This window comes from Citrobacter sp. Cpo071, from assembly GCF_030332765.1.
Lineage (GTDB): Bacteria > Pseudomonadota > Gammaproteobacteria > Enterobacterales > Enterobacteriaceae > Citrobacter > Citrobacter portucalensis.
The window spans coordinates 89,982-107,120 of sequence record NZ_JAOWHE010000080.1; the positions used below are offsets into that span (position 1 = coordinate 89,982).

The 17,139-nt window shown below is 52.5% G+C and carries 18 protein-coding genes and 1 pseudogene; 4 read left to right on the forward strand and 15 right to left on the reverse strand.

Going from position 1 to position 17,139, the window contains the following annotated elements:
- Positions 1 to 22 precede the first annotated feature (22 nt).
- Positions 23 to 628, reverse strand: coding sequence for a helix-turn-helix domain-containing protein (locus OGY09_RS12450; RefSeq protein ID WP_008785664.1), 606 nt, complete (start codon positions 626 to 628; stop codon positions 23 to 25).
- A gap of 455 nt (positions 629 to 1,083) precedes the next feature.
- Here OGY09_RS12450 and OGY09_RS12455 point away from each other — a divergent pair, with 455 nt between their 5' ends.
- The 3 genes from OGY09_RS12455 to mutS all read left to right on the forward strand — a co-directional run bounded on the left by OGY09_RS12455 (position 1,084) and on the right by mutS (position 5,155).
- Entirely contained in the window at positions 1,084 to 1,869 is a 786-nt protein-coding gene (locus tag OGY09_RS12455) for a winged helix-turn-helix domain-containing protein (RefSeq protein ID WP_032944795.1), read from the forward strand.
- Positions 1,869 to 2,381: a YqeJ family protein gene (locus OGY09_RS12460; RefSeq protein WP_032944798.1), complete on the forward strand. Its 513-nt coding sequence runs from the start codon at positions 1,869 to 1,871 to the stop codon at positions 2,379 to 2,381. Before OGY09_RS12455 ends, OGY09_RS12460 begins: the two co-directional genes overlap by 1 nt.
- A gap of 206 nt (positions 2,382 to 2,587) precedes the next feature.
- On the forward strand, positions 2,588 to 5,155 hold the full coding sequence (mutS, locus tag OGY09_RS12465; protein ID WP_008785667.1) for a DNA mismatch repair protein MutS: 2,568 nt from the start codon (positions 2,588 to 2,590) through the stop codon (positions 5,153 to 5,155).
- Between the two features lie 92 nt (positions 5,156 to 5,247).
- On the opposite strand, the gene OGY09_RS12470 is transcribed toward mutS, so the two are convergent.
- The 3 genes from OGY09_RS12470 to OGY09_RS12480 are packed head-to-tail and all read right to left on the reverse strand — an operon-like array spanning position 5,248 to position 7,515.
- Positions 5,248 to 5,484 (reverse strand): non-oxidative hydroxyarylic acid decarboxylases subunit D, encoded by a 237-nt coding sequence (locus tag OGY09_RS12470; RefSeq protein WP_032944812.1) that lies wholly within the window; start codon positions 5,482 to 5,484, stop codon positions 5,248 to 5,250.
- Between the two features lie 10 nt (positions 5,485 to 5,494).
- On the reverse strand, positions 5,495 to 6,922 hold the full coding sequence (locus OGY09_RS12475) for a non-oxidative hydroxyarylic acid decarboxylases subunit C (RefSeq protein ID WP_032944814.1): 1,428 nt from the start codon (positions 6,920 to 6,922) through the stop codon (positions 5,495 to 5,497).
- Positions 6,922 to 7,515, reverse strand: a complete 594-nt coding sequence (locus OGY09_RS12480) for a non-oxidative hydroxyarylic acid decarboxylases subunit B (protein WP_032944815.1) — start codon at positions 7,513 to 7,515, stop codon at positions 6,922 to 6,924. Before OGY09_RS12480 ends, OGY09_RS12475 begins: the two co-directional genes overlap by 1 nt.
- A 160-nt stretch (positions 7,516 to 7,675) precedes the next feature.
- On the opposite strand from OGY09_RS12480, the gene OGY09_RS12485 reads away from it, so the two are divergent.
- The gene (locus OGY09_RS12485) at positions 7,676 to 8,080 is read left to right on the forward strand and encodes a MarR family winged helix-turn-helix transcriptional regulator (RefSeq protein WP_032944816.1); all 405 of its coding nucleotides are present in this window, start codon (positions 7,676 to 7,678) and stop codon (positions 8,078 to 8,080) included.
- A 142-nt stretch (positions 8,081 to 8,222) separates the two neighbouring features.
- On the opposite strand, the pseudogene rpoS reads toward OGY09_RS12485, so the two are convergent.
- From rpoS to cysN, 11 genes and pseudogenes are all read right to left on the reverse strand, one after another.
- Positions 8,223 to 9,219 (reverse strand): annotated as a pseudogene (gene rpoS / locus OGY09_RS12490) (RNA polymerase sigma factor RpoS).
- A 62-nt stretch (positions 9,220 to 9,281) separates the two neighbouring features.
- A complete protein-coding gene (gene nlpD / locus OGY09_RS12495; RefSeq protein ID WP_223849051.1) occupies positions 9,282 to 10,364 on the reverse strand; it encodes a murein hydrolase activator NlpD in 1,083 nt (360 codons plus the stop codon).
- Positions 10,365 to 10,548: 184 nt separating this feature from the next.
- On the reverse strand, positions 10,549 to 11,175 hold the full coding sequence (locus tag OGY09_RS12500; RefSeq protein ID WP_003034172.1) for a protein-L-isoaspartate(D-aspartate) O-methyltransferase: 627 nt from the start codon (positions 11,173 to 11,175) through the stop codon (positions 10,549 to 10,551).
- Positions 11,169 to 11,930: a 5'/3'-nucleotidase SurE gene (surE, locus tag OGY09_RS12505; RefSeq protein WP_032944818.1), complete on the reverse strand. Its 762-nt coding sequence runs from the start codon at positions 11,928 to 11,930 to the stop codon at positions 11,169 to 11,171. The genes OGY09_RS12500 and surE overlap by 7 nt, the downstream gene beginning before the upstream one ends.
- Complete coding sequence (truD, locus tag OGY09_RS12510; RefSeq protein WP_032944820.1) at positions 11,911 to 12,960, reverse strand: tRNA pseudouridine(13) synthase TruD; 1,050 nt, start codon at positions 12,958 to 12,960, stop codon at positions 11,911 to 11,913. Before truD ends, surE begins: the two co-directional genes overlap by 20 nt.
- On the reverse strand, positions 12,957 to 13,436 hold the full coding sequence (ispF, locus tag OGY09_RS12515; protein ID WP_003034167.1) for a 2-C-methyl-D-erythritol 2,4-cyclodiphosphate synthase: 480 nt from the start codon (positions 13,434 to 13,436) through the stop codon (positions 12,957 to 12,959). The genes truD and ispF overlap by 4 nt, the downstream gene beginning before the upstream one ends.
- A 55-nt stretch (positions 13,437 to 13,491) precedes the next feature.
- The gene (ispD, locus tag OGY09_RS12520) at positions 13,492 to 14,187 is read right to left on the reverse strand and encodes a 2-C-methyl-D-erythritol 4-phosphate cytidylyltransferase (protein ID WP_003825722.1); all 696 of its coding nucleotides are present in this window, start codon (positions 14,185 to 14,187) and stop codon (positions 13,492 to 13,494) included.
- 18 nt (positions 14,188 to 14,205) lie between these two features.
- Positions 14,206 to 14,517: a cell division protein FtsB gene (gene ftsB, locus OGY09_RS12525; protein ID WP_003034163.1), complete on the reverse strand. Its 312-nt coding sequence runs from the start codon at positions 14,515 to 14,517 to the stop codon at positions 14,206 to 14,208.
- Between the two features lie 214 nt (positions 14,518 to 14,731).
- Positions 14,732 to 15,055: a DUF3561 family protein gene (locus OGY09_RS12530; RefSeq protein WP_020996298.1), complete on the reverse strand. Its 324-nt coding sequence runs from the start codon at positions 15,053 to 15,055 to the stop codon at positions 14,732 to 14,734.
- Positions 15,056 to 15,102: 47 nt separating this feature from the next.
- The gene (gene cysC / locus OGY09_RS12535; protein WP_032944821.1) at positions 15,103 to 15,708 is read right to left on the reverse strand and encodes an adenylyl-sulfate kinase; all 606 of its coding nucleotides are present in this window, start codon (positions 15,706 to 15,708) and stop codon (positions 15,103 to 15,105) included.
- Complete coding sequence (gene cysN / locus OGY09_RS12540) at positions 15,708 to 17,135, reverse strand: sulfate adenylyltransferase subunit CysN (protein ID WP_008785677.1); 1,428 nt, start codon at positions 17,133 to 17,135, stop codon at positions 15,708 to 15,710. The genes cysC and cysN overlap by 1 nt, the downstream gene beginning before the upstream one ends.
- Positions 17,136 to 17,139: the final 4 nt, after the last annotated feature.

The following is a 17,139-nucleotide window of genomic DNA, read 5'->3' on the forward strand; positions in this document are numbered from 1 at the left end:
TTTTGCCGGGGAGCGCATGAATTTATAACGGCGTGCAAAAAGAGAGCTTTCCACGATTCAGGGTGATTTTCCCGTCATTAACCAGCTCCTGTAACACCTTATGGATAGCACTACGTGAAATATGGTTACGGGTCAAAATAAAAGTATACACGGATGTTTTCTCGCGAACCTCTGGTTCCATCGACCAGATATATTTTACGTGTTCAATAATCTGCTCACGAATAGTACGGTGCGACTGCAACGCTTCACGCTGAAAATAACGTTGAAGATGATGCGTTAAGATATCAAACGCCTGCTTCCATAAGTTTTTGGTCGTAAACAGGTGATCGGCATTTTGGACGCTCATCGCCCACATTTCACAATCGGTATCACAACGCAAATAGTGGCCAGCCACTTCCGTACGCATTTGTGGCAGGCCGAGAATAGCAGGTGCAGAAATACTCACCGTGACTAAATCGTTTTCCACACGATAAACAGAGACAGTCCCTTTCTCCAGAAATAAGATTTGTCCATCGGTCTTCAAATCAATACGCTGACGTTTTTTACGTAACGACAGCCAGGCATTATCCGACTTCTTCATTTCATCGCCAACGAGCACTACAGCATTTTCAATTTCTTTCTGGAACATGGGACTCTCTACCGCAAATTATGGCTTAGTCAAAAAGATGGTTAAATTTACTCGGCACTAAAAATAAATGTCAGCTCGCAAACAAGCTGACATTTATTCCCATCTACATCTACCACCGGCATTCCCTGGTGCCATTGACGCGTTAAGGTTCATGCTGTTTTCGCGTGGTGGTGTCAGGCAGTATATGGCGCTGTCCATAAAGAATTAATGGCAATCATCTTTGTCGACATTTTTTCATCTTTCTGTTCTTTGCAGAGTAGCCAAAAAGATACAATTAATTGATTTTAATGGGTTTTATTTTCATTAAAAAGTTATCATTCTTGTTATATCATGATACCAAATTGCAACACTTCGCGGTTCTCGCTGTGGGATCAGGTCCATGCTGGTGGTCTTTATAGGCTCAGTGGTATCATGACTAAACAACCACCAGACGCATCATCAAGAGTAGAGACAATATGTCTGAGACTGGCAATGTCAGTTATCTGATTGAAAATAGAATAATATTTACGCCAGCCACACAATGTCTGGCGCGGGTAGATCACCCCAATCAGCGGATAAAACTCAAACAATCAGCGTCGTTATGTCTTTTATTACTTATTCAACATCGCGGGCAAGTGGTTTCTCAAAACGAATTACTGGAATTCGGTTGGGGTAAAAATCACCGGCAGGTGAGTTTCAACGCCTTTTATCAAAGCATTCTCTCGTTGCGTAAAAGCTTACTGCAGCTGGAGCTTGAACAACCGCTGATCACAACGATCCCCCGCAAAGGGCTGATCATTCAAGAAGAGTTTGATATTCAGGTCATTGAAACACCGGAGGAGAACTCTGCTTCTGCTGAAGAATCCTTAGCGCCAGATGCCACCATTGAGGAATTTTTGGCTGACACACCGCGTCAACCTTTGATAACGGCTGCAGAAACAGTAATGTTGGCACTTACCCTGATAATTTGTGTGCTTATATTATATCCGTGGCAAGCCAGCGATGATTATTTCTCCGGCTATATCGTTGCGGATAAAGCACCCACTGGCTGTCAGTATTATTTCAATAACGATGCCAGTAATTTCTCCCGGCATACCGCGTTTATCGACAAAAACCCAGGACTGTGTCAGAGCCATAAATTTATCTATATCACGACCTATCCTGAGTCTAAGAAACTGTCCGTACTGGTGTGTCGCTCACCGATAAAAGCCAGGCAAGAAAATGCCTGTCAGTCGGTATATTACCCACGGTATGATAGCTAATGAACTTATATCCCCGAACGTCCCGCATCCAGACAGGTATTATCCTGCTGCTTTGTTTTGCTGCGCTTATTCTTACTGTCGTCTATCGGTACAGTAAGAACAATGGCGAGTTACATGATCTCACCTGCCGCTCTGCCATCGAAATTGTACGCAATACAAGCTCGTTCCGAGGGATTATTGATATTAAAACCGGGGGCAGTAAAGGTATTGTGAATATTGATGGTATTATCAAAGATGCCGAAAATAATGAGCAAACCGTGCAACGCATGGTACTTTTTACACAATCCAGCTACGGCTCAAGCCCGGTTTGGATTTCACAGAAAATCCAAATTTCCAATCGCGAAACAGCTCCCGCCAGCCTTATTCAGGAACTCCTCCCCGATTTTTTCCTGACCAACACCAGCGTATCCAACGTCGATTTTTTTGCGCTGAACAGCGAGACATACCTGATTACCAAAGAGGGGATCCCCTATCTGTACTGCCAGAATTATGCTTTGCCGGAAAATCAATAATCCGTCAGCACCCTAGCGGTAAAACCTACGGATGAATCTCGGTCGTTGTCGGTGATAAGATAGACCATTCAGGTAGAGCCAACGCTCGTCGTTACTGCCCTTCAGGCGGCTTTCGAATGACAAATTTGTGGGTTTATGTGAGTTTCCAGGGGCTCACGTGAGACTGCCCAGGTCCCCAAAAAGATTAAAAAAAGAGCAAAAGCGATATGAAAGAGTCACTTGATACGGACTTCACGAACCACACCCCAATGATGCAGCAGTATCTCAAGCTGAAAGCCCAGCACCCGGAGATACTGTTGTTTTACCGCATGGGCGACTTTTACGAACTGTTTTATGACGATGCGAAACGTGCGTCTCAGCTGCTTGATATCTCCCTGACCAAACGCGGCGCGTCTGCGGGCGAGCCAATCCCGATGGCGGGCATTCCTCACCATGCGGTAGAAAACTACCTCGCCAAGCTGGTCAACCAGGGTGAATCCGTCGCTATTTGTGAACAGATTGGCGATCCGGCGACCAGCAAAGGTCCGGTCGAGCGCAAAGTGGTGCGTATCGTCACGCCAGGCACCATCAGTGATGAAGCGCTGTTACAGGAACGCCAGGACAACCTGCTGGCCGCTATCTGGCAGGACAGTAAAGGTTATGGTTACGCCACGCTGGATATCAGCTCCGGGCGTTTTCGTGTTAGCGAACCCGCCGACCGCGAGACCATGGCCGCAGAATTGCAGCGCACCAATCCCGCTGAACTGTTGTATGCCGAAGATTTCGCTGAAACTTCACTGATTGAGGGACGTCGCGGATTACGTCGTCGTCCGCTATGGGAATTTGAAATCGATACCGCTCGCCAGCAGCTAAACCTGCAGTTTGGCACGCGGGATCTGATTGGCTTTGGCGTAGAAAACGCCCCGCGTGGATTATGCGCGGCTGGCTGCCTGCTGCAATACGTAAAAGATACCCAGCGTACCTCGCTGCCGCATATTCGTTCCATCACCATGGAACGTCAGCAGGACAGCATCATTATGGATGCCGCCACGCGCCGCAATCTGGAAATTACCCAGAACCTGGCGGGCGGCGTTGAAAACACGCTGGCTTCAGTACTCGACTGCACCGTGACGCCGATGGGCAGCCGTATGCTCAAACGCTGGCTGCATATGCCGGTCCGCGACACCAAAGTCCTCACTGAGCGCCAACAGACCATCGGCGCGCTACAGGATTCCACCGATGAATTGCAACCCGTGCTGCGTCAGGTCGGCGATCTGGAACGTATCCTGGCACGTCTGGCCCTGCGTACCGCGCGTCCGCGCGATCTGGCCCGTATGCGTCATGCATTCCAGCAATTACCGGAACTGCGCGCACAACTGGAAAGCGTAGACAGTGCCCCCGTACAGATGCTGCGCGAGAAAATGGGTGAGTTTGCTGAGCTGCGTGAACTGCTGGAACGTGCCGTAGTGGAAGCTCCACCTGTGCTGGTTCGCGACGGTGGCGTCATCGCCCCGGGCTATAACGAAGAACTGGACGAGTGGCGAGCGCTGGCTGATGGCGCAACTGACTATCTGGACAGACTGGAAATCCGTGAGCGCGAGCGCACCGGCCTTGATACGCTGAAGGTTGGGTTTAACGCCGTTCACGGCTACTACATTCAGATCAGTCGCGGGCAAAGTCATCTGGCGCCGATTAACTATGTGCGTCGCCAGACGCTGAAAAACGCCGAACGCTACATTATTCCGGAGCTGAAAGAGTACGAAGACAAAGTTCTGACATCAAAAGGCAAAGCGCTGGCACTGGAAAAACAGCTGTACGATGAGCTGTTCGACATGCTGCTGCCGCACCTGGCTGATTTGCAACAAAGCGCCAGCGCGCTGGCAGAACTGGACGTACTGGTCAACCTTGCGGAACGCGCTTATACCCTGAATTACACCTGCCCGACCTTCACCGACAAGCCTGGTATTCGTATTACCGAGGGACGTCATCCAGTGGTTGAACAGGTGCTGACCGAGCCGTTTATCGCCAACCCACTTAACCTCTCGCCTCAGCGACGGATGCTGATTATCACCGGCCCGAACATGGGGGGTAAAAGTACCTATATGCGCCAGACTGCGTTAATTGCGCTGCTGGCCTACATCGGCAGCTACGTTCCGGCGCAGAAAGTGGAGATCGGGCCTATCGACCGCATCTTTACCCGCGTGGGCGCGGCGGATGATCTGGCCTCCGGTCGTTCTACCTTCATGGTAGAAATGACCGAAACCGCCAACATTCTGCATAACGCCACCGAGAACAGCCTGGTGCTGATGGATGAGATTGGACGCGGCACCTCCACCTACGACGGCCTGTCGCTGGCGTGGGCGTGCGCTGAAAATCTGGCCAATAAAATCAAAGCATTAACGTTGTTTGCCACCCACTACTTCGAACTGACTCAGTTACCGGAGAAAATGGAAGGCGTAGCAAATGTGCATCTTGATGCGTTAGAGCACGGCGATACCATCGCCTTCATGCACAGCGTACAGGATGGTGCGGCGAGCAAGAGCTATGGTCTGGCGGTAGCTGCCCTGGCAGGTGTACCAAAAGAGGTTATTAAACGCGCGCGGCAAAAACTGCGCGAACTGGAAAGCATCGCGCCGAATGTTGCTGCAACTCAGGTCGACGGCACACAGATGTCGCTCCTGTCAGCTCCGGAAGAAACGTCGCCCGCCGTTGAAGCACTGGAAAATCTCGACCCGGATTCGCTAACGCCTCGCCAGGCACTGGAGTGGATCTACCGGTTGAAGAGTCTGGTGTAACGCCGTAATGCCCGATAGTGATACGCTTATCGGGCCTTCAAAATATCGCTATATGTAGGCCGGGTAAGGCAAAGCCGCACCCGGCGTGTTGATTAGCGCTTATCTTCTGCCAGCAGCGGTGGAATACTCGGCACCATCGGTGCGTCATCAATATCCTTCTGCGTCATGCGAAACGCTTGCGGGTAGTGCTCGCGGCTGGTACGGCGTAGCGGCTCAGTATCACGCCAGGTGTATAGACAATGCTGGCACTGATATACCGTCCAGACACCTTTTACCGGCGAGTTTGCCATCACTTCAATATGTTCATCGGCACAACGTGGACAAATCATCTGCTACTCCTTATTTACGGTTGGCCAGCATGGCGGTCATTTTTTCTGCCCAGGCTTTTGTTTCCGGTAAATCGCATACCGGCTGGCTGTAGTGCCCACGGTTATCCGGCGCAACCGGCGTGGTCGCATCAATAATTAACTTGTCGGTAATCCCCGCCGGACTGGAACCCGGATCAAGCTCCAGCACCGACATATTCGGCAATTGCACCAGATCGCCCGCCGGATTGACCTTCGAAGACAGCGCCCACATCACCTGCGGCAGGTTGAACGGATCAACATCCTCATCAACCATAATCACCATTTTCACGTAACCCAGGCCATGCGGCGTCGTCATGGCGCGCAGCCCCACCGCGCGGGCAAAGCCGCCGTAGCGTTTTTTGGTGGAGATAATTGCCAGCAAACCGTGGGTATACATGGCATTCACCGCCTGCACTTCCGGGAATTCGGCTTTCAACTGTTGATACAGCGGTACGCAGGTTGCCGGCCCCATCAGGTAGTCAATCTCCGTCCACGGCATCCCCAGATACAGCGATTCAAAAATCGGTTTGGTACGATAAGAGACTTTATCGATACGCACGACCGTCATATTACGTCCACCGGAATAGTGCCCGGTAAACTCGCCAAACGGCCCTTCGATTTCACGCTTACGGCTTTCAATTACCCCTTCGAGGATCACTTCTGAACCCCATGGCACGTCAAAGCCGGTGAGCGGCGCAGTAGCGATCGGATACGGGCTTTCACGCAGTGCTCCCGCCATTTCGTATTCCGACTGATCGTACTTCAGCGGCGTGGCCCCCATCAGGGTGATGATCGGATCGTTACCCAGCGTGATGGCAATCGGCAGATCTTCACCGCGCTCTTCGGCTTTATGCAGGTGCAGCGCGATATCGTGCATCGGCACCGGCTGCAGGCCAAGCTTGCGTTTGCCCTTCACCTCCATACGATAAATGCCGACGTTCTGTTTACCGAAGTTGTCCGGATCCAGCGGATCGCGCGACACCACGCAGGCTTTATCAAGATAGAAACCGCCGTCGCCATCGTTCAGGCGAAACAGCGGCAGAATATCAAACAGGTTGATCTCATCACCATCAACACAGTTTTCAGCCCACGCCGGATTGGCGCGACGCTCCGGCGTAACCGGAAATTTATCCCAACGGCGAATAAACTCATCAATCTGTTTTTTCACCGGAGTATTTGGCGGCAGGCCTAAAGAGATGGCATGATTCTGCCACGAACCAATAGTGTTCATCGCCACGCGGGCATCGGTAAAACCACGAATATTGTCAAACCACAGCGCTGGCGCACCGTCACCAATGCGTCCGGTCGCATTGGCTGCCGCAGCCAGATCCGGCTCAGCGTTGACTTCTTCACTGATTTTCAGCAATTGTCCCTGGTCGTCCAGCGCCTGTAAAAAGCTGCGCAAATCATCAAATGCCATTATTCATTCTCCTGTGAAAAATTCTGCGCCTGCCGTAAACCCTGCCAGCGACGGGCGTTGGGATGTCCCAGACCAAACTGATCGAGCACACGCGCAACGATATGCTGCGTAATGTCATCGACCGTTTGCGGGTGGTTGTAATACGCGGGCATCGGCGGGACCATCGCCACGCCCATGCGGGAAAGTGCGAGCATGTTTTCCAGATGAATCGTGCTAAGCGGCATTTCACGCGGAACCAGAACCAGCTTGCGCCCTTCTTTCAGCACCACATCAGCAGCGCGCCCCACCAGCCCTTCCGCGTAGCCTGCACGAATACCGGCCAGGGTTTTCATACTGCAGGGGATAATGATCATGCCGTCAGTACGAAACGATCCAGAGGAGATGGTTGCCGACTGGTCCGCCGGGTTGTGGCAATAATCGGCCAACGCAGACACATCACGGACGCTGTACGGCGTTTCCAGTTCAATAGTGGTTTTGGCCCACTTTGACAGCACCAGATGGGTTTCCACCTCGGGCATTTCTCGCAGCGCCTGCAATAGCGACACACCAAGTGGCGCGCCGGTTGCCCCGGTCATTCCGACAATCAGTCTCATTTAGCCTCTCAATTTTTGTTCGTGTACGAACATTTTGGTTAAAATACTCTCACGTAACATTTCGGGCAAGGCCATCGAGCACAGATCGCTAAAGCCGCAATTGTTAAAAAAAGATGCGTAACCCGCTATGATAGAGACTGACAGGAATTCCGGAGCGCTCATGCCGTTACGAAATAAAGCATTTCACCTTTTACGTCAGCTCTTCCAGCAGCATACGTCCCGCTGGCAACATGAATTACCGGACCTGACCAAACCACAGTATGCGGTGATGCGCGCCATTGCTGAACGTCCCGGCATTGAGCAGGTTGACCTGACCGAAGCCGCAGTCTGTACCAAAGCAACCCTTGCGGAAATGCTGAGCCGAATGGAAAAACGGGAGCTGGTCAGGCGTGAACATGACCCGGCAGATAAGCGTCGACGGTTTGTTTATTTGACCGCGCAAGGAGAAGCATTACTGGCCAGCGCAACTCCGTTAGGCGATAGCGTGGATGATGAGTTTCTGGGCAGACTTAGCGAAGAAGAACGCGAGCAGTTCACACGTCTGGTGCGTAAGATGATGAACTAATCTGCCGGATGGCGACATAAATGTCTTATCCGGCCTACAAAGTCCTGCTCCCCGTAGGCCTGATAAACGCAGTGCCATCAGGCAACAAACATAGAAAAAGGCCAGTCCCAATGAGACTGGCCTTTCTTGATAGAACTTGTGCTTACTCGCGGAATAGCGCTTCGATATTCAGTCCCTGAGTCTGCAGGATTTCACGCAGACGACGCAGACCTTCAACCTGAATCTGGCGAACACGTTCACGGGTGAGACCAATTTCACGGCCCACATCTTCCAGTGTCGCAGCTTCGTACCCCAGCAGACCAAAACGACGTGCCAGCACTTCACGCTGTTTGGCGTTCAGTTCGAACAGCCATTTGACGATGCTCTGTTTCATATCATCGTCTTGCGTGGTGTCTTCCGGGCCGTTTTCCTTTTCATCGGCCAGAATATCCAGCAACGCTTTTTCGGAATCGCCACCCAGCGGGGTGTCTACCGAGGTAATACGCTCGTTGAGTCGGAGCATACGGCTGACGTCATCAACCGGTTTATCCAGTTGTTCAGCAATCTCTTCTGCGCTCGGTTCGTGGTCCAGTTTATGCGACAACTCACGCGCGGTACGCAGATAGACGTTCAGCTCTTTTACAATATGAATGAATCGGCAGTCGGATCGTACGGGTTTGGTTCATAATCGCCCGTTCGATCGTCTGGCGGATCCACCAGGTTGCGTATGTTGAGAAGCGGAACCCGCGTTCCGGGTCAAACTTCTCGACTGCACGGATCAGTCCCAGATTGCCCTCTTCAATCAGGTCCAGCAATGCCAGACCACGATTGCCATAACGACGAGCAATTTTCACCACCAGACGCAGGTTACTTTCAATCATGCGACGGCGAGAAGCGACATCCCCACGCAGTGCGCGACGCGCAAAATAAACTTCTTCTTCGGCTGTTAACAGTGGTGAATAACCAATCTCACCAAGGTAAAGCTGAGTCGCGTCCAACACACGCTGTGTGGCCCCCTGCGATAACAGCTCTTCTTCAGCCAGGTCGTTATCACTGGGTTCCTCTTCACTCAAGGCTTTTTCATCAAAAGCCTCTACTCCGTTCTCATCAAATTCCGCATCTTCATTTAAATCATGAACTTTCAGCGTATTCTGACTCATAAAGGTGGCTCCTACCCGTGATCCCTAACGGAACTAGCACGTGAAAGCCTGGTTCCGCCGAATTATCGCTGCGGTAAATAGCGCAGCGGGTTTACGGATTTCCCCTTGTAACGAATTTCAAAATGCAAGCGTGTTGAACTGGTTCCGGTGCTACCCATGGTAGCTATTTTCTGCCCCGCCTTGATTTCTTGTTGTTCCCGGACCAGCATTGTATCGTTATGGGCGTAGGCACTCAGGTAATCATCGTTGTGTTTGATGATAATAAGATTACCGTAACCGCGCAGTGCGTTACCGGCATATACGACGCGTCCATCTGCGGTCGCGACAATAGCCTGTCCTTTACTGCCTGCAATATCGATCCCTTTATTGCCACCTTCAGTAGCCGCGAAGTTTTCGATTACTTTGCCGTCAGTCGGCCAGCGCCAGGTAGAGATTGGCGAGCTGGTTGACGTTGAGCTTGCAGTTGATTCGGTTGCGCTAACTGCTGGAGCCGTTACAGGCGCTGTGACAACGGTCCCAGCAGGCTTGTTGTTCGGCAACATTTTATTAGCACTTTGTTCACCTGAATCCTCAGAATACGTAATTGTTGGTTTCGAAGCAACAGCAACGGTGGAATTTTGTGCAGGGTTGGTCACAACTCCTTGCTGTGCTGCATCCGCCTGGGTGATGGCATTCCCACCAGTAATCGGTGTACCCGACGCGTTGCCCACTTGCAGAGTTTGACCGACATTCAGGCCATACGGGGCCGGAACGTTATTGCGTTGTGCGAGATCACGGAAATCGTTCCCGGTAATCCAGGCGATATAGAAAAGGGTATCGCCTTTCTTAACAGTATAGGTACTGCCGCCCGTATAGCTACCTTTCGGAATGTTCCCATACTTACGGTTGTACACAATACGACCGTTTTCCATCTGCACAGGCTGTTCCGCAACAGGCTGGATCTGTGTTGACTGTGTGGTCGGACGCTGCACCGGCTGGATCTGTGGCGTTTGCTGTACTGTCGACGTCGAGCCCATTTTTGGTGGAGGCGTAATCAGCATGCCGGAATTGGTGTTCGTTGATGCACCGCCATCAACGGAACTGACCGGTGCAGGTGGATTCGAGGTATTTGAACAACCTGCCAGCCATAATGAAACCAGTGACAATGCCGCAATGCGGCGAACGGTAAATTTGTGGCTTCCCGCGCTCATTTATCCCCCAGGAAAATTTGGTTAAAACCAGTGACGTAATCACCGTGCAAGGCATCGGACTGGGCACTGGAAACGTGACCACGATACGCTTACTAATTCCAGAATATCCAGGAAAACTCCAGGTATTCAGAGCCAGTATCTACGCAAGCTCCCCTTTTACTAAGGGAACGAAACGTACGGCCTCCACGGTATCGATAATAAATTCGCCTCCCCGACGACGCACCCGTTTCAGAAACTGGTGCTCGTCGCCCACGGGTAAGACGAGAATACCGCCTTCATCCAACTGCATCATCAATGCGGTTGGGATCTCAGGCGGCGCTGCCGTAACAATGATAGCGTCAAACGGGGCTCGCGCTTGCCAGCCCTGCCATCCATCACCATGACGGGTAGAAACATTATGTAAATCAAGCTGTTTAAGTCGACGACGCGCCTGCCACTGCAAACCTTTAATGCGCTCAACAGAGCACACATGATGCACCAGGTGCGCCAGAATCGCCGTTTGGTAGCCAGAGCCGGTACCAATTTCCAGCACCCGGGACTGCGGCGTTAACTCAAGCAGCTCGGTCATCCGCGCAACCATATAGGGCTGCGAAATCGTCTGCCCCTGACCAATCGGCAGAGCAATATTGTCCCAGGCCTTATGTTCAAACGCCTCATCAATGAATTTTTCACGCGGCACGGCGGCAAGTGCATCGAGAACAAGCTCATCTCTGATGCCCTGCGCACGTAATTGTTCAAGAAGAGTGTGTACGCGTCTGCTTACCATTGCGTGTCGGCTCCCACGCTGTCTAACCAGTCAGAAACAACTTCATGCGCGCCGTAGGCGGTTAAATCGACATGCAGCGGCGTAATGGAAACATAGCCTTCATCGACGGCGGCAAAATCTGTATCCGGTCCGGCGTCGCACTTTTCGCCCGGCGGCCCGATCCAGTACAGCGTATTACCGCGCGGGTCCTGCTGTGGGATCACCTGATCCGCAGGATGGCGGCTACCGCAGCGAGTAACGCGGATACCTTTAATCTGATCCAGCGGTAAATCCGGCACGTTGATATTCAAAATGCGCCCGGTGCGCAGCGGTTCGCGACTCAGCGCCCGTAAGATACGGCAAGTTACTGCGGCAGCAGTATCGTAGTGTTTATGCCCATCAAGTGAGACCGCCAGCGCAGGAAAGCCCAGGTGACGACCTTCCATCGCCGCCGCAACGGTACCGGAATAGATAACATCATCGCCCAGATTAGGACCTGCGTTAATACCAGACACGACAATGTCCGGACGCGGACGCATTAATGCGTTCACGCCCAGATAGACGCAATCGGTAGGTGTACCCATTTGTACGGCGATATCACCGTTTTCATAGGTGAACGTGCGAAGTGAGGATTCCAGCGTCAGCGAGTTAGACGCGCCACTGCGGTTACGATCCGGGGCAACCACCTGTACGTCAGCAAACTCACGCAGCGCTTTCGCCAGCGTTTGTATACCGGGTGCGTGGACCCCATCATCGTTACTCAGCAATATACGCATAATCACCCATTGTGTTAATAAGTTCCCTTACAACACTGGTGGCGAAGCTACCTGCCGGTAGCCAGAAACGTAACTCAACGGTTACGTCATCCCACCAGTTCCAGCTTAATTGTTGTGGATACAGCAACATAGCACGACGCGATGCGTCGACTTTCTCGCGCAACAACAGCGACTGCAGCGCGGTTTCATCAGCAATAGCGGCTTCTTCAAACGCCAGCGCGTCGCGCTGAGTTCCCCACTCACCGCTGCCCGGTAATGCCGCTGTAATCATCAATTCTTTATCATCGACGCGACGCTGTAATTCGGTCTGTTCTTCCTGCGTGGCGACAAACCAACTTCCGCGTCCCGACAATTGTAGCGCATCGCCGTCAACAACTTGATTAAAGTCTGTTTTTTTCAAGCGTTCACTGACTATCTGATTAAACAACGCGCTACGGGCCGCCGACAACCAAAAACTGCGCTTATTGCGATCGCGCACCGGCGCATCGCTTTGCGCCCAGCGCAGCGCCCCTTGCAGGTTGCTGCCGCCAATACCAAAACGCTGAGCGCCAAAATAGTTCGGTACGCCGCGCTCGCTAATCGCCTGCAAACGCGCTTCAACGTCATTTCGCTGGCTCACTTCACGCAACACCAGCGTAAATTCGTTACCTTTCAGCGCCCCTAAACGCAGCTTACGCTTGTGGCGCGCGTACTCCAGCACTTTACAGCCTTCGAGTTCAAATTTGCTTAAATCAGGCATTGCATTGCCCGGCACGCGCGCGCACAGCCACTGTTCCGTGACTGCATGCTTGTCTTTCTGGCCAGCAAAGCTCACTTCACGGGCGTGAATTTTCAGGAACTTCGCCAGCGCGTCAGCCACAAAACGGGTATTACAGTCGTTTTTCAGGATACGCACCAAAATGTGCTCGCCTTCGCCATCCGGTTCGAAGCCTAAATCTTCGACGACGACAAAGTCTTCCGGATTCGCTTTCAGAACGCCATGGCCTTGTGGTTTGCCATGGAGATACGTCAGATCTTCAAACGCAGTCATTTCGTTGCCTTAATGAGTAACGCCACCGCTTCACAGGCAATCCCTTCCCCACGCCCGGTAAAACCGAGTTTTTCCGTGGTGGTCGCTTTCACGTTAACATCATCCATATGGCAGCCGAGATCTTCGGCAATAAACACGCGCATTTGCGGAATGTGCGGCAGCATCTTCGGCGCCTGAGCAATAATCGTCACATCCACATTACCAAGCGTATAGCCTTTGGCCTGAATACGCCGCCAGGCTTCTCGCAATAATTCACGACTATCTGCACCTTTAAAGGCCGGGTCGGTGTCCGGGAAGAGTTTACCGATATCCCCCAGCGCAGCCGCGCCCAGCAGTGCATCGGTTAACGCGTGTAACGCCACGTCGCCATCAGAATGCGCCAGCAATCCTTTTTCATACGGGATGCGCACACCACCAATGATAATTGGGCCAACTCCGCCAAAAGCGTGTACGTCGAAACCGTGTCCAATTCGCATTATGCCTTCTCCTGATATACACAACATCCTCCAGGCAGCCTGAAGAATGATGTATCTAGATAGTTCGGGTCAGATAAAATTCCGCCAGCGCCAGGTCTTCCGGGCGGGTGACTTTAATGTTGTCAGCGCGTCCTTCGACCAGCAGCGGATGAAAACCGCAATATTCAAGCGCCGAGGCTTCGTCCGTAATGGTTGCGCCTTCGTTTAGCGCACGGGTCAGACAGTCATGCAACAGCTCGCGAGGGAAAAACTGCGGCGTCAACGCATGCCATAAATCGGTGCGATCGACCGTATGGGCGATGTCTGTTCGGCCCGGCTCCGCGCGTTTCATCGTGTCGCGCACTGGCGCGGCAAGGATCCCACCGATGCGGCTGGTTTCACTTATTGCCAGCAAACGAGATAAATCTTCCTGATGCAGGCACGGACGCGCGGCATCATGTACCAGTACCCAACTGGCCTCACCTGCGGCTTGCAAACCGGCAAGGACAGAATCGGCACGCTCGTTGCCACCATCCACCACGGTAATTTGCGGGTGCGCTGCGAGTGGAAGTTGGGCAAAGCGACTGTCGCCTGGGCTAATAGCGATGACGACTCGCGTCACCCGGGGATGAGCCAGCAGCGCATCAACCGAGTGTTCGAGAATGGTTTTATTGCCAATAGAGAGGTACTGCTTAGGACACTCTGTTTGCATTCGGCGGCCAAACCCGGCAGCCGGCACCACGGCGCAAACGTCCATTAAAGTGGCTGCCATGTTAAATCCCTGGACGGTTTATCGATTGTTTTGCCCTGCAGTCTGAGCGCGTTTAGACGCGTCAGGCACCAGACGATAAAAGGTTTCGCCTGGCTTAGTCATACTGAGTTCGTTACGCGCGCGCTCTTCGATAGCCTCTTGCCCGCCATTGAGATCGTCAATTTCGGCAAAAAGCTGATCGTTACGCGCTTTCAGTTTCGCGTTTGTAGCTTGCTGCGCCGCAACATCATCGTTGACGCGACTATAGTCATGTATGCCGTTCTTACCGAACCACAGCGAATACTGTAGCCAGACTAATAAAGCCAGCAACAGCAACGTAAGTTTACCCATCCTGCCCCCTGAAAAACGGCATCAACATCCCATAAACTCCGCTGACAACTTTACATCAACGGACGGGAATGCCGCGACAACGCGGGCAAATGTACCACATTTGCCCGTTGTTACGTATACCCCATGTAAGGAGAACATAATCTCATTGTTGGTTACGGTTTGAATTATGGCCAGACAGTGAACAACAGCGGCGATCGCGTGAAAGGACGTATGCCTAACCCAGTAGCCACAGGAACAGTGCGCCAAACATTGCGCCAACCACCAGCAGGGTACAGGCAATACTCAGCAGCAATCTCCCCTTCAATAGCGAATGCAGGGCAATACCCGCGACAATCGCCACGGGCAACAACGCGAGGAAAAAGGGCCAGGTATAGAGGAAGAAAAACAGTGTGTTAGGGCCATACATCAGACATGGGAATCCCAGCGCCAGCAACCACGCGACAAAACCGACCACGGCTCCTGGGAGTGACCAGGTAGTTTCGTCGTCGGCAGCGAAGGTATCTGACTCTGTAATAGTAATGTTATGGCTGTTACGCATATCTAATCCTGTGACCGTGACTGACCGGGCATGCAAGCTCGGGTGTCTCAGGATCTGATAATATCTTCCTGCCTCAGCAGGTCTAATAATTGAGGAACCAAATTTGTTACCAATTGTTCACCATCAAGATGAATCTCTGGCGATTCAGGCGCTTCGTAAACCGAGTCAATTCCGGTGAAATTGCGCAACTCCCCCGCTCGCGCTTTTTTATACAGCCCTTTTGGATCGCGAGCTTCGCACGTTGCTAATGGCGTATCGACAAAAACCTCAATAAAACGCCCTTGGCCCACGCGCTCGCGAACCATTTTTCGCTCGGTGCGATGTGGAGAGATAAACGCAGTCAACACCACCAGGCCGGCATCGACCATCAGGTTAGCCACTTCACCAACCCGACGAATATTCTCCTTGCGATCGGCATCGCTAAACCCAAGATCGCTGCACAGACCGTGACGCACGTTATCGCCATCCAGCAGATAGGTGCTCACCCCTAGCTTATGCAGCGCTTCTTCCAGCGCCCCTGCTACCGTGGATTTACCGGAACCTGACAGCCCGGTAAACCACAGCACAACACCACGATGACCGTGGCGTTGTTCCCGCTGTTGCGGTGTAACAGGATGGGCATGCCAGACGACGTTTTCGTCATGCAGCGCCATTATTTTCCTCCCAGCAGATCGCGCGCACCCCAGTGTGGGAAGTGGCGACGCACCAGTGCATTAAGCTCCAGCTCAAACGCGCTGAACTGAGAAGCTGTGGCAAGCTCCTGGACGATTGGCTCACGCACCAGTCCCGCGCCAACGGTAACGTTGGTCAGGCGGTCAATGATAATCAGCCCGCCCGTAACTGGATTCTGCTGATAGGTATCCAGCACCAGCGGCTCATCAAAAGTCAGATTAACCAGACCGATGCCATTCAGCGGTAGCGCTTCAACGTCACGTTGGGTCAGGTTATTAATATCGACCTGATACTGCACGCTATCAACGCGTGCGCGGGTCTTCTTACCTGCGACTTTTATGTCGTAGCTCTGCCCTGGCGACAACGGTTGTTCCGCCATCCACACCACATCAACAGCTGCGCTTTGTACTGTCGGCAGCGTTTCACCGGCATCAAGTAACAGGTCGCCCCGGCTAATATCGATCTCATCTTTCAGCACCAGGGTGATCGCTTCACCCGCATGCGCTTCCTGTAAATCGCCATCAAAGGTTACGATCCGCGCCACGCTTGACTCAACGCCGGACGGCAGCACTTTGACGCGCTGTCCGACCTTCACGCTACCGGAGGCCAGCGTTCCGGCATAACCACGGAAATCCAGATTCGGTCGGTTCACATACTGCACCGGGAAGCGCATCGGCTGAGTATCAACAATGCGCTGGATCTCAACGGTTTCCAGCACTTCCAGCAGCGTCGGACCGCTGTACCACGGCATACTGGCGCTTTGCGAAGCCACGTTGTCGCCTTCCAGCGCAGAGAGCGGCACAAACCGGATATCCAGGTTGCCCGGCAGTTGTTCAGCAAAAGTAAGATAGTCTTCACGAATGCGGTTAAATGTCTCTTCGCTAAAGTCCACCAGATCCATTTTGTTGATCGCCACCACCAGGTGTTTGATCCCAAGCAGCGTGGAGATAAAGCTATGACGACGAGTCTGATCCAGCACGCCTTTACGCGCATCGATCAGTAGGATCGCCAGGTCGCAGGTCGACGCACCGGTCGCCATGTTACGGGTGTACTGCTCATGCCCGGGAGTGTCCGCAATAATAAATTTACGCTTCTCGGTAGAGAAATAACGATACGCCACGTCGATGGTGATGCCCTGCTCGCGCTCGGCCTGCAAGCCGTCAACCAATAACGCCAGATCAAGCTTTTCGCCCTGAGTGCCGTGACGTTTACTGTCATTGTGCAGCGATGAAAGCTGGTCTTCATAAATCTGACGCGTGTCGTGCAGCAGGCGGCCAATCAGGGTACTTTTCCCATCATCCACGCTACCGCAGGTTAAAAAGCGCAGCAGACTTTTGTGTTGCTGGGCAACCATCCAGGCTTCAACGCCGCCTTCATTAGCAATTTGTTGTGCAAGTGTCGTGTTCATGGCG

Bases quoted from the DNA above. Each gene is read 5' to 3' on its own strand.
- OGY09_RS12455 (WP_032944795.1), top strand. From the start codon at position 1,084: ATGTCTGAGACTGGCAATGTCAGTTATCTGATTGAAAATAGAATAATA.
- OGY09_RS12450 (WP_008785664.1), bottom strand. From the start codon at position 628: ATGTTCCAGAAAGAAATTGAAAATGCTGTAGTGCTCGTTGGCGATGAA.
- ispF (WP_003034167.1), bottom strand. From the start codon at position 13,436: ATGCGAATTGGACACGGTTTCGACGTACACGCTTTTGGCGGAGTTGGC.
- OGY09_RS12475 (WP_032944814.1), bottom strand. From the start codon at position 6,922: ATGGCATTTGATGATTTGCGCAGCTTTTTACAGGCGCTGGACGACCAG.
- OGY09_RS12530 (WP_020996298.1), bottom strand. From the start codon at position 15,055: ATGCGTAACAGCCATAACATTACTATTACAGAGTCAGATACCTTCGCT.
- OGY09_RS12470 (WP_032944812.1), bottom strand. From the start codon at position 5,484: ATGATTTGTCCACGTTGTGCCGATGAACATATTGAAGTGATGGCAAAC.
- cysN (WP_008785677.1), bottom strand. From the start codon at position 17,135: ATGAACACGACACTTGCACAACAAATTGCTAATGAAGGCGGCGTTGAA.
- OGY09_RS12500 (WP_003034172.1), bottom strand. From the start codon at position 11,175: ATGGTAAGCAGACGCGTACACACTCTTCTTGAACAATTACGTGCGCAG.
- surE (WP_032944818.1), bottom strand. From the start codon at position 11,930: ATGCGTATATTGCTGAGTAACGATGATGGGGTCCACGCACCCGGTATA.
- ftsB (WP_003034163.1), bottom strand. From the start codon at position 14,517: ATGGGTAAACTTACGTTGCTGTTGCTGGCTTTATTAGTCTGGCTACAG.
- cysC (WP_032944821.1), bottom strand. From the start codon at position 15,708: ATGGCGCTGCATGACGAAAACGTCGTCTGGCATGCCCATCCTGTTACA.
- mutS (WP_008785667.1), top strand. From the start codon at position 2,588: ATGAAAGAGTCACTTGATACGGACTTCACGAACCACACCCCAATGATG.
- OGY09_RS12480 (WP_032944815.1), bottom strand. From the start codon at position 7,515: ATGAGACTGATTGTCGGAATGACCGGGGCAACCGGCGCGCCACTTGGT.
- OGY09_RS12460 (WP_032944798.1), top strand. From the start codon at position 1,869: ATGAACTTATATCCCCGAACGTCCCGCATCCAGACAGGTATTATCCTG.
- ispD (WP_003825722.1), bottom strand. From the start codon at position 14,187: ATGGCAGCCACTTTAATGGACGTTTGCGCCGTGGTGCCGGCTGCCGGG.
- truD (WP_032944820.1), bottom strand. From the start codon at position 12,960: ATGACTGCGTTTGAAGATCTGACGTATCTCCATGGCAAACCACAAGGC.
- OGY09_RS12485 (WP_032944816.1), top strand. From the start codon at position 7,676: ATGCCGTTACGAAATAAAGCATTTCACCTTTTACGTCAGCTCTTCCAG.